The organism is Lentimicrobium saccharophilum (genome assembly GCF_001192835.1).
Lineage (GTDB): Bacteria > Bacteroidota > Bacteroidia > Bacteroidales > Lentimicrobiaceae > Lentimicrobium > Lentimicrobium saccharophilum.
Window position 1 is genome coordinate 2,566,686 of the sequence record NZ_DF968182.1, and the last position, 15,731, is coordinate 2,582,416.

Below are 15,731 nucleotides of genomic sequence, written 5' to 3' on the forward strand. Positions count from 1 at the left end.
GGACACAAAAGCACAAAAACGCACCAAAGATTTTTTCTCTTTTCATGAAGAAACCGCTGGGCGGCATTTGCAATACAGCCCTGAACACAGGATAATTTGTAAAAAACAAGGAATTTCATTGAATGGCAAATTCAATGATGTATCATGCGGAATTACATCCAATCATCCGGAAGCGGAGTGCACCCCGCCGGTGGCGGCGGGAGATAAATTCCGGATAGCCGGGGACCTGGTAAAAAGAGTCTGATACCGGGAAGCCGGCACAGGAGCTTATTGTTGAATTGCAAATCCGATGGTATGTCAGGCGGAATTCAAATTCCGCTTGGCCGGGCCCGGATAAAACCAGGGTTAAATTACATCCACCTCGATCGCCTGAAGCACCTCTTTGGTGTCATCATCATACACAAAAGCAATCACACTGCAGTTTTCAGGCACATTTTCCTCTTTAAGGATATATTTGAATGATTTCACCAGCGATTCGGGATTCGGCGTTCCCGCAACGGCAATGCTGCTTCCCCAGGTTGATGTAATGGCCGAACGCAACACATGATTGTGTACATATTCCTCGATAACCGGCGTATCGCCCGAGCCGGGATCATTGTTCTTCTGCGGCTTCACAATGCCGTTTTCGGCAAGCACCACCACCAGTCTGAGGTTTCTGTCAAGCGTAGTGATAAACCTGGTCTTGATATGGGTGCACAGCTTCCTTTCCGCAGCGTCATAGTCGTTGATCATCTGCAGATCAAGCAGCGGCTGTGTTGACAGGGCGTCGGTTACGTTAGCGCCCCAGGCGGTCGGCGTGATGATGTGGTTGTTGGGATGTCCCCTGCGGTTAACCATACCATTGGGATTGCCTACCATCCCGACCCCGAAAAAAACGTCCCAGGCAGTTCCGGCCTCCGTCCTGAAATCATAGGTAAAATCACCCCCGGGTGTGGGATTGGCAAAATACCCGGCATGCACCGCCAGCAGCACCAGTTTTTCTCCGTGTACTTCTTTAAGATCGTGCGCAAGCTTGGCCGCTTTGGGGCAGTTTACACAGGTGTGACCGGTGTAGTCCTCCAGCAGGACCCGCTTCTGCACCGCTATTACCGCGGGAAATTCAGGTACCGGACAGGCTGCCGTATCAAGCGACCCCGTTTTTTTGGTGAAGGGTTCCTCAATCTTATCGCATGAACTGATCAGGGCTATTCCCGAGAGCAGCAGAACCGTTCCTATAAATGCTTTTATGCTGATTTTCATCGTTTTGTCTTTTTCAGTTTACACTCAGAAAGAACTGGTCAGGGTAATGGTTAATCCGTTGGAAGCAGGTACATTGCGGCAGACGCCGCCGACACAAAGAATGCCTTCACGCTGCTTGCCGTAAGTAAGCGTCAGGCGGCTTGATCCGTATGTATAGCCCGCCGAAACCGCCGGATAATGAAACCTCCTGTCCTTGTCCGGATTACCGTAATTGTACTGATCTGCAACCGTAAAGTACCACTTGGGCGCCACGGTATACTCGATCAGGAACTGCAGCCAGTCGCCTTCATCCTGTTTCGTGAGCAGGTGCTGATACTCCAGTTTCACGGCCCTTTTATCCGTAAGTCGGTAGGTACCGTCGGCAATAAAAATATGCGCGTTCACCATAGGATCGCCCGGATGCCCTTCAATTACATCAATATTATACTTCAGGTTTACGTAAGATACAAGCAATTTGAAATCGGCAGTGAATTTCCGCTGGATCTCAATATTGAAATCCCGGAAGTATAGCTCATCCCCAAAGACATTAAAAGGAGACGTATACCCTGCTGTTCCCGCCCCGCCGGGAACGGTGTCGCCATCAAGCGGATCGCGCTGTATGGATGTGATGCGGGAGTAGTTGATGGCAATATCGGTACCGTATTTTCCCCCGATCTTACTGCCCCGTTTGATCTTATAATTCACCTGCCCCTGAAGCGCCATTTCGCCGTTGGGCTGGGTGGCATAGGGGTACATAGCGGAGAGTGCATAGGCATGCTGGCGGGTGAGGGCCGGAAGATAATTGATATCCAGCGCGCTGCCCGTTTCGGTGCGTTTCGACTTATAACTCATGTTATCGGTACGCTTGGCCGAAACAATAACGCCCAGCCCCCTGGTGGAATAGGAGGTCTGCAACAGCAGCGACTCCCCGTTTTTATAGATATAATCATTCATGGCCGAGGGGTCGTTCATTTTGTTTGCATACTCCCCGTCGATAGCAAAACCACCCCTTGAAATATTGAAACGGGCCGCCCACGAAGCCACATTGGCAGGAAGGACCAGCAGTTCATCCGGCCCGGCTGAAATCTCTTCAGTGTCCTGATACTTGCTTACGAAACTTCCTCCCAGGGTTACCCTTGTCATGTATTTCGCTTCCTTATCGAAAATATCGTTCAGGGCAAACTCACCGTCAAGTCCGCGAACGATGCCAGGTCCCTGTTCCCAGAAATAACGCTGGGTACCGATCAGACCTTTCAAAACAACACCTTCGGTCGGGCTGAACCTGACTTTGGCGCCTTTCAGGGCATTGTCGTAACCAAGGTTCCGTTCTTCGTAACTGCGGAGCACCATACCCGAGCCGAACTGCTCGTAAAAATTTCCCACGGTGATCTCAAACTGCTCGTTTCTCCAGGAACCAAACCAGTAAGGTACACCATTACCCTTATAGCGGGGATCGTACCCAAGGATGGGATTGAGGTAACTTTCAGCGCGCAGGCCGGCACTGAAGTTTCCATTGGTATAAAGCAGGTTGGCAAATGAGTTCATGCGCATCTTTTCAGCTACCTCAAAAGCCCCGATGGCCGAGTCGGCACGGTAAACCTGCGCATCGAGCTGAAAATTGCCGCTTACGCGACCGCCTTCAAGAAAATTCTGGGCACGAACAACGGGAGCAGCCAGCAAAAGCAATGCTGCTGCAAACATGGTCAGGGAGGTTGTTTTCAATGGATTCAAATTGAAAGGGTTATTCCGGTTTTTAAACTTTTCGATCCTGAGATTGGCTGTTGATCTCCGGGCATCAGTGAGATTCTACCGATTCTCCGCGGTTGAGTTTACGCACCATCTCAATCAGCTGAAGCTCGCTGCCTTCGCTGAAGGAGGTATGCTGCCATACGATCTCTCCGTTGCCGTTCACCAGGAATGTGTGGGGAATCATATTCACGTTCATCGCGCGTTTGAAGTCGCCGTTGGCATCCAGCAGCACTTCATAATCCCAGCCTTTGCCGTTTACGGTAGGACCTACCTTAGAGGTTGACCTGGCATCGTCGATGGACACGGCCACCAGCTTCACACCGGTCTCCTCAACCCAGTCCTGATAAACATCGGCAATGGTGGTCAGTTCGTTGATACAGGGCTTGCACCACAATGCCCAGAAACTGACGATCATCGGTTTGCCGTCATTGTTTAAATCAGCAGTATTGAATACTTTGCCATCCAAAGTTTTAACATTGACTGCAGGCAGTTTTTTCAGGTTTTTTTCAGCATCCTGGGCTGCAGCGCCCATCACAAAAGTGAGCATCAGGGAGAAGAAAATAATTTTTTTCATGTCGTTTTGTTTGTTTCTCAGCTTTCAATTCAATAATCATGCCTGTCAGGCAATGTAAACTTCAAGGATCTCCGAAGGTGACGAAGGAATTATATCAACCCTGTCGATGCCTGCAGGAATCAGCACAGCCTCTCCCTGCGAAAGGGCAATCTGCGGCTCGGTAGTTCCGTCGTGAACCAGGGTCACCGATCCGGCCACACATACATAAATCACAAACGAGTCCAGCTCGCTGTAATCCTTGCCCAGGGTTTTGTCAAGGCTGATCAGGTTGGTGGTGAAAAACGGACTTGTCACCAGGTTGGCCGACCCATTCTTATTCTGCTCATATTTTGACTTATAATCGTCGTAAACATTGAAGTCAATGGCATCCAGGGCTTCCTCAATGTGCAGCTCCCGCGATTTACCTTCTTGGTCAACCCGGTCCCAGTCGTAAATCCGGTAAGTAGTGTCGGAAGTCTGTTGTATTTCGGCCAGAAAGGTACCCGGTCCCAGGGCGTGCACCCTTCCGGCAGGCATATAGAAAACGTCACCCTTCTTTACCTTCTCCACATTCAATATATCGCGCAGTGTTTTGTTATGGAGGTGGGTGAGGTAGGTTTCCCTGTCCACCTTCCGGCTGAAACCGCTGATCAGTTCTGAATCCGGATCGGCATCAATGATATACCACATTTCCGACTTGCCATAACCGATGTTGCGCTTCGCGGCCAGCTCGTCATCCGGATGAACCTGAATGGAAAGGTAATCCGCGGCATCAATAAACTTGACCAGGATGGGAAATTCATCACCGAACCTCTCATAAACAGCATCCCCGACCAGGTCGCCCATGTAAATCTCTACCAGTTCATTCAGGTCGTTTCCTGCAAGGAACCCATTGACAATCGCGGTCTGATTGCCATCCACGCCCGAGAGTACCCAGGCTTCACCGCAATTGGGCAGGGGGGAAAAATCAATTCCAAGTACTGACCGGATCTTGGTCCCTCCCCAGATCTTATCTTTGAGTACAGGTTTGAATTTTAGCGGATAAAGCTGGTTCTCCATAAGTAACTATGAATTTAACATTGACCCTCAGAACGTCGGATGGAGGGTAAAATTTCCCGGCAACGGGGTAAAATTACAATTAAAATCAATCATTCAAATAGTCACATACTTAATTGGTAACTTTGTAAAATCTTAAAAGCCCCCTTATTGAATTATTTTAAAATGTTTGATTTGTTGCAGCGATTCAGATTTCAGCAATGGCAGAAGAGAGGAAAAAGCATCTTAAAAAGCCTGACTGGTTAAAAATCAGGCTGCCCGGAGGAAAAAATTATACCCGGGTCAAAGAAATTGTTGAAGGCAACCACCTTCACACCATCTGCAGCAGCGGCAACTGCCCGAATATGGGTGAATGCTGGAATGCCGGAACCGCCACATTCATGATACTGGGGGATATCTGCACCCGTTCGTGCCGGTTTTGCGCCACCAAAACCGGCAGGCCATATTTTGCAGATCCCCTCGAACCTCGGCGGGTAGCTGAATCAATCAGGCTGATGAAGCTGAAGCATTGTGTCATTACCTCGGTTGACCGCGACGATCTGCCTGATGGCGGGGCGGCACACTGGGCTGAAACCATCCGGCAGGTCAGGACCATTAACCCGGGAGTCACCATTGAAGTGCTGATCCCAGACTTCTCAGGCAACCTGAAGGATGTTGATAAAGTGATTGCGGAAAAGCCGGATATCATATCGCACAATCTTGAAACGGTGCGCCGGCTTACGCCATTGATCAGAAGCGCCGCCCTTTACGACAGGAGCCTGGAAGTGCTGAAACACATTGCTGATTCTAAAACAGCAGCTAAATCGGGAATCATGGCCGGAATCGGTGAAACCGGGGCCGAAGTTCTTGAAACAATGGATGACCTGCTGTCGGCCGGGGTCAGTATTATGACCATTGGCCAGTATCTTCAGCCTACGCGCGCTCATCTGCCGGTTGAAGAATACATCACTCCGGAAATATTTGAAAAATACCGTATTGCAGGAATAGAAAAGGGATTCAGGCACATTGAAAGCAGACCTTTGGTAAGGTCATCCTATCACGCTGAAAAACATGTGCTTTAAAAGCCGGGTATAGGCACAAACAAAACGCAGCACCCGGATGGATGCTGCGCCCTGAAAAACATTCATCAATAACTACCTCACAATAAGTTTATAGCTAAACTGTCGGGAGTCACTGATTATGCTGGCTACATAAATTCCTGACGGGATATTCAGGTTCAGGAAGTAATGATTGCTGCCCTGCAGCTGACCGCTGTAAACCTGCTGACCCTGAAGGTTGTAAAGCATCAGGCTGAGTTTACCGGTATTTTCTGTCTGCACCCTGATTTCCTTGTTATAGGAGTATATGGCCAGGCCGCTGTTTTCCGGCCGGTCAATCCCGATGGAAATCAGGTCAAGGAGCAGTACATTGTCAAGTCCGCCGGAAGGATTGCGTGTGTCGGTTTCTATCCAAACCCCTGAAGGAACTTCATAGGTATGTAAAATGGTTCCGTCTTCACCGCTGCGGATTTCCACGCGCTGCACTCCGGCATCGTTCACATTCGGTACAATTCCGCCCCATGATCCGTCAGTTCCGGCTACCTCACTGATGTAAAAAGGCGCATAAGAAGTGATGGAAGCAAAGTCCACTTCGCTGGTTTCGATATGGGCTGCATAAAGCGGGCGGCCTGTGCCAGCGGTGTTGTCATAAAGCAATGCAAAATCCTTGGGGGTATCTTCACTGATACCCATGATGGCCGTTCCATAAGTGGGATCAGCTTCAGTTCCGAACTGCAGCACGGTAGCATAATCGGCAGTGGTGAGGCGATGGGCAACATCGCTTCCCCCGGCACCATCATTCAGCGAAATGCGCATGTAAAGCTGGTTACCCGGCGTGAACCTCGCGTTACCGGTCGGCTCTGCGATAAACCATCCGGTGTATGCTCCGGTGGCATCGGTGGTAAATTCGCCGTACTCACCCGGATTTGCCAGGGAGGTGCTGGTGGTGCGCAAATAGGTTCCGTCAGCGGCGATAAAGATGCAGTTACCCGCACCATCTGCCGTTGGCAGGTCCGATTCAAGCACAACCTTGTTGAAATACCTGTAAGTTGCTTCAGGCGTCAGGTTTTCGAGAGTAGCCCAAAATGCATAAGGTACACGGGTATTGTTGGTACCGTTGATTCCCTGAACAAACTGCGGCAGGATCACACCCGAAATTCCCGGCTGCACAGCGGCGGTAACACTGCCATTGCAGGTAACCACTTTATCTGTTGCACCTCCACCGGCATTCAGAATGGTTTGTCCGCTGTAATCGCCAGCGGGGAGTCCGGCAACCAGGCGAACGGAAACGGTTACCGGCTGGCCGGTAATCACGCCTTCGGCAAACGGAAATTCCAGGGAAGCAGTAAAGTTTACTCCATCCGCTGACAGTTCATAATCTTCAGGTGCAGAAACCACAATATTTCCGCTGCCTTCAAGATCAGTTCCGCTTAACAGATAGGTCTGAATTTCCGAAGGTCCGCTGCCTTCAACGTAAGTAAATCCGCTAAGGACTGAAGGGCTGACCGAAAGAACAGGTTCGCCGGTAGGCATCAGGTCAATAACAAGGATATCCACATCTCCACCGAAAGGATTGCGGGTGTCATAAACTCCCCAAACCCCGTCCTCGGAAGTATGCACAGCCACCAGGCTTCCGTCAGCTCTGCTGCGCTCCTCGATCCTGCGAATGCCATCGGGAAGAAGGTTTGGAACAATACCGCCCCAGGAGCCGTTATTCCCCTGAACTTCAGATGTATAGAAAGTAACATACGTACCAACGGCTGTAAAGTCGATCCCGGTGGTTTCAATACTGGTGCCGTAAACCGGACGACCTGAACCGTTAACATTATCATAAAGATATACCATATTGCCGGATGCAGCTTCGGAGATTCCCCGGATTCCGGTACCTTCGCCAGCCTGGTTTACCGTCCCGAAATTAATCACCTCAGCCGAAGCTATGGTTGTAAGGCGGGTTGCCACACTGGTTCCATTCTCACCATTATTCAGCATAATACGCATGAAGACCTGGTTACCGGGCGTGAAGCGGTCATTTCCGCTGGGCTCGGTGATAAACCATCCGCTGTATGAGCCGGAAGCGTCTGTGGTAAACTCCCCGTACTCACCGGCATTGGCCATGGAAGTGCTGCTGGTTCTGGTAAAGGATCCATCAGTATTGACAAAAATCACGTTACCGGCTCCGTCGGTAGTGGGCGAATCGGAGCTGATCACCACCTTGTTGAAATAGCGGTAGGTTGCATTGGGAAGCATATTACTGAGTGTTGCCCTGAAGGCGAAAGGCACCCGCTTTGCATTCGTGCCGTTGATTCCCTGAATCCACATCGGAACCGTTTCGGAAGAGAGAACAGGCACGGGATACGTAACACTACCCGAGCAGGTAACAATGGCATTGGCAGCATTTCCGCCTTCATGCACAATCTGCTGACCGTTGTAATCGCCCACGGCCAGCCCGGCTTTAAGCCTGACTGAAATGGTGAGGGGCTGTCCGGTGATAATACCGCCAGCAAATGGTAGGCTCAGGGATGACGAAAATGCAGTACCATCGGAAGAGATTTCATAATCCGCAGGAGCAGTAACGGTAATATTTCCGCTGCCCTCCAGATTTGCAGCACTGAGTGCATAGGTCTGTGTATCCGATGGTCCATTTCCGATCACATAAGCAAAGCCTGTTAGTGAAGCCGGAGAAACTGAAATTACCGGAGTATTGGCAGCAATCAGGTCGATCACCAGCACTTCATCCAGCCCGCCGGCAGGATTGGCTGTTGCGGTTGCGCCCCAGACTCCGTCAGGTGATGTATCTGTATTAACGATTGTCCCGCCAGCCAGGGCGCGTTCCTCAATTCTTCTCACACCGTTGGCATTCACATTGGGAACGATACCTCCCCATGCGCCATTGACGTTATAGACATCGGTCGTATAAAATGTGGCATAAGTGCCGGCAGCCACATAATCGACACCGGTCACTTCAATGCTTGTACCAAAAATGGGACGACCGGTGCCATTCGTATTATCGTACAGGAAAGCAAAGTTCTTCGGCGATGCAGTGGAAATTGCGCGGATTGCGGTTCCTTCAACAGCGGTAGAACCAGTCCCGAAACCGATTACGGTAACATAATCAGCTGTGGTAAGTCTGTTCACAACGGTTGTGCCATCGTTCCCGTCGTTGATCATGATGCGCATAAACACCTGGTTACCAGGTGTAAATCTTGCGTTTCCTGTTGCTTCGAACAAAAACCAGCCGCTGTATTGCCCGGTGGAATTTGCAGTAAATGTCCCGTAAACATTTGACCCGCCGAAACCGGGGCTGCTGGTTCTGGTAAATGTACCTGTTGCAGCATCAACCAATATCGGATTTCCTGCACCATTTGTGGTAGGTCCGTCAGCAGAAGTCACCGCCTGGTTGAAATACCGGTAAGTGGCATTTGGCTGCAGGTTACCGAGCGTTGCATAAAAAGCGAAAGGCACCCTGGAATTAGCAGGTGTATTGCCATTGATATACAATGGAAGCACTGCGGAAGTGATGGCAGGAGCAGGTGATATAACGATTGATGAACTGGTGGCCTGGGTCAACCCGCTTGCATTCGCGTTCAGTGTGTATGTACCCGCAGCACTGAAAGTTATGTCGTTAAAGGAAGCTACGCCAGCCACGGCTGCACGGGTAACCGTTCCGCCAAGCGTACCGGTACCGGTAGCAATGGATAAAGTAATATCTCCTGTATATCCGGGATCTACCGTGTTGTCACCACGGCGCGCTTCAACAGTGAATGTTGCAACTGCATTTCCCTGTGTTCCGGCAGCCGGGAAATTGACGAATGCCAGCTGGGTGGCAGGGGAGGTAACTAAATAACTTTGTAGTCCGGAAGTGGTAGAAGCCGCATCATCATCTGTTGCTGTGATGGCGTAGTATACAGTTGTTCCGTCCGGTTGAGCCGGTATGTTGCTGACAGTTGAATAGGTATTGCCTCCTCCAAGGGTCATGTTGATTGAATTGGTAAGACTTCCACTTGTGAGACCCCAATTCAGTACAACTGAAGAAATAGTGCCATCTGTGTCAGTCACATCAGCAGCTACAGAAACTGTGGTTGATGGAGTGATTCCTGAAGCCGGGGTTTGAACAATATTTGTGATTGATGGGGGAACATTTCCTCCTGAAGTACCTGTAATCACAATATCATCTATCCCTACCCATTCATCACTTCCCGCAGCATTTGTTGTAATAATCCTCAATTGAAGTTGTGCCTGATTCAGGGTAGCCGAAGGCAATGTTACACTCACGGGCGTTTCCAGTGTTGCCAATGAGGGCCCTGATGTAGCATCAGCAACAAAACCCTCAGGTATATTTACAAAATCGCCGGTGGTACCTGACCTGTATTGCAATGCAACTGGTTGAACCGCATCATCTGCCGAACCATCAATGTCTCTGAGATTGTATGATACCTGAACACTTGTTAATCCTTCAGTATTAAGATATATAACGATATATGGCGCGTCCGCAGTCCCTGATCCCTGCAAGGCGACAACAGGATTTGTAATTTCAAATTCTGTCACCCCACCTGAGGTATAACTATTTGGATCAGTTTGATTCGCATTAACATCTATAACAGGGGTTCCTTCTGAGAGAACTGTCTGCGGATCAACCCCTGTTGCGGAAGTAAGATTATCTCCCCGGTAACCAATGATACTGGGAACCCCGGTCCAATCATCATTGGTTGTGATTAATCCCGTATTTGTCCAGTTCTGATTGAATGCCCCACCTGCAAGATTATGATAGGTCTGGCCAGTCATTTCCAATGCGGTGAACAAGAAAGTAATCACCAGCATTACAACATTTAACCTCTTAAATTTCATCATAATAAGATTATTGTTAATTTAAAAAGACACTTATTCAATATACAATTCAAAGCGGGGTAATGATTTATTAAAAGGGAATAAATCAAACTACCCCGCTAAAGAATCTGTTTTACCTCACCATCACCTTCCAGGCAGCAGTGCCCTTGTCGCTGAGAATGCGAACAATGTAAGCGCCTGCGGGTACATTCAGGGTATACGAAGCCTGGCTGCCACTGATGGTATAGCGGGAGACCTCTTGTCCGAAGAGGTTGATGACCTGGATGCTTCCGTTCACCACCTGATCCAGCTGAATGCTGAGCTCTTTGCCATAGGTGAAAATTTTACCAAACTGGTTTTCAGGAGCACCGATGCCAAGGGTAGTATTGATTACCAGCACATTATCAATGCCTCCGGCAGGATTCTTTGTATCCACAGTACCCCATACACCATCATCATCGGTATAATTGCTGACGATGGCTCCGGTAGTCAGGCTGCGCTCTTCAACCCGTTTTACCCCTTCCGTGTTGATATTCGGCACAATGCCGCCCCAGGCGCCATCGGTACCTGCCACATCATTGGCGTAAAATTCCGCATAGGTCCCTGCAATAAAACTTACCCCTGTGGTTTCTATCTGGGTGCCATACAGCGGGCGACCGGTTCCGGCAGTATTGTCGTAGATAAATACAAAATTTTTCGGAGTAAAATTGCTGATCCCGCGGATGGCTGTTCCGGTCGAGTCGGCAGCGCTGGTATAGAAACCCAGCGATTTAACACTTTCGGTAATGGTAAGACGGGTGGCTTCAGCAGTTCCGCCGGTACCGTCATTAAGCATAATGCGCATAAACAATTCGTTGCCCGGTTTAAATCTGGCATTGCCGGTAGGCTCGGTAATAAACCAGCCGCTGAAACTACCATTGGCATCTGTTGTAAACTCACCATACTGACCCGGAGTTGTCATGGAAGCACTGGTAGTGCGCACAAATTCCCCGGTAGAGGGATTCACGAAAATGCAATTTCCTGCTCCGTTGTAATCAGGACCATCGGATCCACTTACAATCTTATTGTAAAAACGGTAGGTTGAAGATGGCAGAAGGTTAGAAAGTGTGGCATGATAGGCAAACGGCACCCTGTTGATGTTGGATGGAGTGGCCCCTTCGATAAACTTTGGCAGAATGTAGGCCGAAATGGATGCAGGAGTGGAAGTTGAAACACTGCCGCTTAAAGGGATCTGAAGTTCGGGGGCGCCGCCGCCGGTAACGGTGAAAACACCTGAATAACTACCGGCCGGCAATCCGGCTTTCAAACGGATACGTACAGGAACATCCCCGGTACCGGGGAAACTTCCGTTCTCGTAAACCACATTGCCCGGATCGCTTATAAAATTAACGCCATCAACGGAATACTCATAATCAGCTGAAGGGGTCATTGTAACGGCACCTGATGCCGGGGTCAGGTTGAAGGCGTTCAGGGTGGTAATCTGCATTTCAGAAGGACCAGCACCTTCCAGGTAAGTAAATCCTGATAAGCTTGAAGGCGTTGCAGTAATCATCGGAGAGCTGCCTACACCTTTGAATGTGACATTGTCGTAACGGAGGGTTCCGTTAGGACTGTAGGATGAGGTTGAGGTCGCGGCACCATATTCAGAACCGTCAACAAATTCGGTCACAATTCTGACGCCAAATGCAGCATTGCCGTCAACGCCTGAAATACCTGAGAAATCAGCACTTCTCTGATACCAGGTATCGCCCGCGTCCGCAATATAGCGTCCGTTATCAAAACCTTTATCCACTCCCGCGGCGGTATTGACGGCGTTACCTTCATTGGCTTCAAAGTCTTCCCAATCGGTTCCGTTCAGCGTATACTGAACCCTGAGCCTGTTGGCAGAAGTATTGCTGTGCCGGCCATCCCAGCTAAGGGCTATGGCGCTGTAGCCGGAGGTAGAAACCAGAAACTCAACCCCTGCGGTACCTGATCCGGTTCCCTGTGCGGGATAAGCAGCTGAATTCCAAGCCCGCCCGCCGGTACCTGTTCCGGTATACCCTGTTGCGAAGGTGGCTGTAGTTCCGCCAATCAGTGCGGCGGTTCCCGACCCGGTGCTGGGTGTAATCACATCGCCCTCAAAAGTCCACTGTGTAATGGTAACCTGGGCATTTGCCATTTCAGCGGTGAAACCAAAACCGGCAAACAGTAATAATGCCAGCATGAACATTCTCGTGTAATTTTTCTTCATAAAATATTGGATTAAATGGTTGAAACTTCAGATGTTTATAGGGCAGGAGGGAATAATCTTCCCGGATTTCCATTTTACAAATTTAGTGGAATTTTGGATTCAACATGTTAACAAATCCTAAAGATTTGCCGCTGTCCGATTAAATATTATCACTGTTCAACGGTCGCACTGATATATTACTCAAAATCTATAAATTAGGCTAAAACAATTAACCGCATTATCACTGCAAGCATGAACGCAGCGGGCCTTTTTGCTGAGTAAAGGCTTAATTTTAAAGTTTAGTCTGATCCTTACAAGCAAACTGCCCGGAAAATATTTTTCAAACTCTTTTATGAAAATTCACTTCCTAAATTAGCCCGGATACAAGCTAATAATCCAAGACCGGTCTGGATATGGCAGAACCTCAGCCAGGCAATCTCAATAAAAAAGGGAATAAATAACCAAACAATACCTCTACATCTAATAAAATAATGACTAATTAATCAAAAAGTAGCCTCTACATATTTTAATTTATAATACTGTCTATTAATTTCTTAAAAAATTTACTTTCCTCTACATCAAAGATTGACCGTAAAAATAAGTACACAACAATTTACATTTAAGATTCACAAGATTTCTTAGCTTTGATTGGTCTTTAAACGGATTTTTTATGTTTCTGTTCAAACATGCCGCAAAATCCATTGAACTGATAGATAACTTCCTGAATATCATTGATCAGGGGGCAATTCTATTCAAAGAGGGGGTCAGAAATTACCTCTACGGCAACAGGGAAAATTTTCTGAGCAATCTGCAAACGCTCTCATCACTTGAAACTGAGGCGGATATCATCAAGCGGAAAACGGAAAACCTGCTTTATACGCAATCTCTTATGCCGCAGCTGAGGGGCGATATCCTGAAGCTGCTCGAAGAGCTTGATAATATTATTGATCTTGCCAAGACGAACCTGTTTCAGTTTGATGTCGAGATTCCGTTTATTCCGGCCGAATTAAACCAGGAGTTGGTAAAACTTACCGAATTATCGGTTTCTGCCATAGAGTCGGTGATACCGGCGGCAAGGGCATATTTCAAAGATCCTGAATCGGTCAAAGAAAAACTGCACAGAGTATATTTATATGAGAAAGAGGCTGACAAGCTGGCTGATGCAATCAAACGCAGGGTTTTTCATGAGATGCCCAACCTAAAGCTCAGCGAAAAATTTCATCTGAGGTATTTTACCTTACATATAGAAATACTGTCGGATGCTGCTGAGAAAACAGCCGATGTATTGTCGATTATGGCTATTAAACGTACCATTTAACATCAGGTAACCGGATGTTGCTGCTGATCTTTCTGTCGAGCGGGTTATTCCTTGGTTGGTCCCTTGGGGCCAATGATGCGGCGAATATTTTCGGGTCGGCGGTAGGATCTAAAATGATCCGTTTCAGGAAGGCTGCATTCATTGCCAGTATTTTTGTGGTCCTGGGCGCAGTTTTTCAGGGCCGGGGCACGGCCGATACCCTCTCAAGCCTCGGAGCCGTTGACGCATTGGCCGGAGGATTCACCGTTTCGCTTTGCGCCGCGCTTACTGTGTTTTGGATGACCCGTTATGCCATTCCGGTATCCACCAGCCAGGCAATTGTCGGAGCGATCATCGGCTGGAGCATGTTTGCAGGTCTGCCCACCAATTATACCGTACTTACAAAGATTGTATCCACATGGGTATCAGGCCCTGTTCTCGGAATGGCCTTTGCAGCAGGGCTTTTCCTGCTTCTGAGGGGATTTCTCCGGCGAACCAAAATCCATGTGATCAAACTTGACTCTTATATCCGGATCTCGCTGATCGTGGCAGGGGCTTTCGGAGCTTACAGTCTGGGGGCCAATAATATTGCCAATGTCATGGGGGTATTCGTCAATGCCGCCCCGGACGTTTTGCTTAATTTCGGCCTTTTCACCCTCGACGGGGTTCAGCTGCTGTTTTTGCTGGGCGGGCTGGCCATTGCACTCGGAATATTTACCTATAGCGAAAGGGTAATGCACACGGTTGGCAACGGCATCCTTTCGCTCAGTCCCGAGGCCGCCATTGTGGTTGTTTTATCGCAGGCCCTGGTGCTGTTTATCTTTTCGTCTTCCTCACTATCCGCTTTCCTGATGTCGATGGGTTTACCGGCAATTCCGCTGGTACCGGTTTCAAGCACACAGGTGGTGGTGGGTTCGGTGATCGGAATCGGATTGGTGAAAGGGGCCCGCGAAATCAAATTAAAGGCGCTCGGTGAAATTGCAGCCGGCTGGGTGGTTACCCCGCTGGCGGCCGGTATCCTTACCTATATCGCCCTTTTCTTTGTTCAGAATGTATTTAAATTGCAAGTGTTTTCAATCAAAGCAGAGGGTACCAAAATTCATCTGGATACCGGAACTGCCGTAGCTGAAAATGCCCCGGAAATTAATCTGATCCTTCCGGCCATCCTGGCAATGTCTGCTTTGGCAATTATTATACTGATCTTCCTGGTATTCCGTCAGCAAAAACTGCGGCTTAAAACTGAAAATGAGCTACTTCATCAGCAAAATAACTATTACCAGGCTCAAAAGACACTGAGTGGAATGGAAGTTACGGCTGTGCATCTTGAAAACAGCCTGCTGAGCCAGAAACTGGAAACCAAACGCCGCGAATATATCAACATCGCCCTGAATATCTCTTCACAGAGGGAGTTTCTGCAGTCTGTTGCCGCGAAAATCGATGAAATCAGGCTGGTCGGGGATCAGCAACAGCTACTGGAACAGCTGAATGACTTATCCCTTATGGTTAAACAGAAGATGAACTTCAGTGATGAAACGGAAGAGTTATATGCGCAGATAGAATTGATCCACAAAGATTTCAGGCAGAAACTTGCCAACGCTTTTCCTGACCTGACAGAACAGGAAAAACGGCTGGCGGTGCTGTTGCGCCTGAACTTTTCATCCAAGGAAATCGCTTCATTGATGGGTATATCTCCTAAAAGCGCTGAAATTGCCCGTTACCGCTTAAGGAAAAAACTGAATCTCGGAAAAGGCGAAAGCCTCACCTTTTTTATACAGAACCTTTAAA

Annotated in this window: 9 protein-coding genes; 3 read left to right on the forward strand and 6 right to left on the reverse strand. The window is 48.6% G+C overall.

The window, feature by feature from the left end:
* Window positions 1–345: 345 nt before the first annotated feature.
* The 4 genes from TBC1_RS09930 to TBC1_RS09945 form a co-directional block, all read right to left on the reverse strand.
* Window positions 346–1,239: an Omp28 family outer membrane lipoprotein gene (locus TBC1_RS09930; RefSeq protein ID WP_062041595.1), complete on the reverse strand. Its 894-nt coding sequence runs from the start codon at window positions 1,237–1,239 to the stop codon at window positions 346–348.
* A gap of 24 nt (window positions 1,240–1,263) precedes the next feature.
* Complete coding sequence (locus TBC1_RS09935; RefSeq protein ID WP_137305569.1) at window positions 1,264–2,940, reverse strand: DUF6029 family protein; 1,677 nt, start codon at window positions 2,938–2,940, stop codon at window positions 1,264–1,266.
* A 73-nt stretch (window positions 2,941–3,013) separates the two neighbouring features.
* Window positions 3,014–3,541: a TlpA family protein disulfide reductase gene (locus TBC1_RS09940; RefSeq protein WP_062041601.1), complete on the reverse strand. Its 528-nt coding sequence runs from the start codon at window positions 3,539–3,541 to the stop codon at window positions 3,014–3,016.
* A gap of 45 nt (window positions 3,542–3,586) precedes the next feature.
* Window positions 3,587–4,579 (reverse strand): type I phosphomannose isomerase catalytic subunit, encoded by a 993-nt coding sequence (locus tag TBC1_RS09945; RefSeq protein ID WP_062041604.1) that lies wholly within the window; start codon window positions 4,577–4,579, stop codon window positions 3,587–3,589.
* A gap of 197 nt (window positions 4,580–4,776) precedes the next feature.
* On the opposite strand from TBC1_RS09945, the gene lipA reads away from it, so the two are divergent.
* On the forward strand, window positions 4,777–5,637 hold the full coding sequence (lipA, locus tag TBC1_RS09950; protein ID WP_062041607.1) for a lipoyl synthase: 861 nt from the start codon (window positions 4,777–4,779) through the stop codon (window positions 5,635–5,637).
* Window positions 5,638–5,709: 72 nt separating this feature from the next.
* Here lipA and TBC1_RS09955 read toward each other — a convergent pair whose 3' ends face one another.
* Both TBC1_RS09955 and TBC1_RS09960 read right to left on the reverse strand, forming a co-directional pair.
* The gene (locus tag TBC1_RS09955) at window positions 5,710–10,461 is read right to left on the reverse strand and encodes a T9SS type A sorting domain-containing protein (RefSeq protein WP_062041610.1); all 4,752 of its coding nucleotides are present in this window, start codon (window positions 10,459–10,461) and stop codon (window positions 5,710–5,712) included.
* A 109-nt stretch (window positions 10,462–10,570) separates the two neighbouring features.
* On the reverse strand, window positions 10,571–12,670 hold the full coding sequence (locus tag TBC1_RS09960; protein WP_082189555.1) for a T9SS type A sorting domain-containing protein: 2,100 nt from the start codon (window positions 12,668–12,670) through the stop codon (window positions 10,571–10,573).
* Window positions 12,671–13,319: 649 nt separating this feature from the next.
* On the opposite strand from TBC1_RS09960, the gene TBC1_RS09965 reads away from it, so the two are divergent.
* Window positions 13,320–13,967, forward strand: coding sequence for a DUF47 domain-containing protein (locus TBC1_RS09965; RefSeq protein WP_062041616.1), 648 nt, complete (start codon window positions 13,320–13,322; stop codon window positions 13,965–13,967).
* Window positions 13,968–13,981: 14 nt separating this feature from the next.
* The gene (locus TBC1_RS17435; protein WP_082189556.1) at window positions 13,982–15,730 is read left to right on the forward strand and encodes an inorganic phosphate transporter; all 1,749 of its coding nucleotides are present in this window, start codon (window positions 13,982–13,984) and stop codon (window positions 15,728–15,730) included.
* Window position 15,731: the final 1 nt, after the last annotated feature.

Coding starts and splice junctions, on each gene's coding strand:
- TBC1_RS09930 (WP_062041595.1), bottom strand. CDS start 1,239: ATGAAAATCAGCATAAAAGCATTTATAGGAACGGTTCTGCTGCTCTCG.
- TBC1_RS09940 (WP_062041601.1), bottom strand. CDS start 3,541: ATGAAAAAAATTATTTTCTTCTCCCTGATGCTCACTTTTGTGATGGGC.
- TBC1_RS09945 (WP_062041604.1), bottom strand. CDS start 4,579: ATGGAGAACCAGCTTTATCCGCTAAAATTCAAACCTGTACTCAAAGAT.
- lipA (WP_062041607.1), top strand. CDS start 4,777: ATGGCAGAAGAGAGGAAAAAGCATCTTAAAAAGCCTGACTGGTTAAAA.
- TBC1_RS09955 (WP_062041610.1), bottom strand. CDS start 10,461: ATGATGAAATTTAAGAGGTTAAATGTTGTAATGCTGGTGATTACTTTC.
- TBC1_RS09960 (WP_082189555.1), bottom strand. CDS start 12,670: ATGAAGAAAAATTACACGAGAATGTTCATGCTGGCATTATTACTGTTT.
- TBC1_RS09965 (WP_062041616.1), top strand. CDS start 13,320: ATGTTTCTGTTCAAACATGCCGCAAAATCCATTGAACTGATAGATAAC.
- TBC1_RS17435 (WP_082189556.1), top strand. CDS start 13,982: ATGTTGCTGCTGATCTTTCTGTCGAGCGGGTTATTCCTTGGTTGGTCC.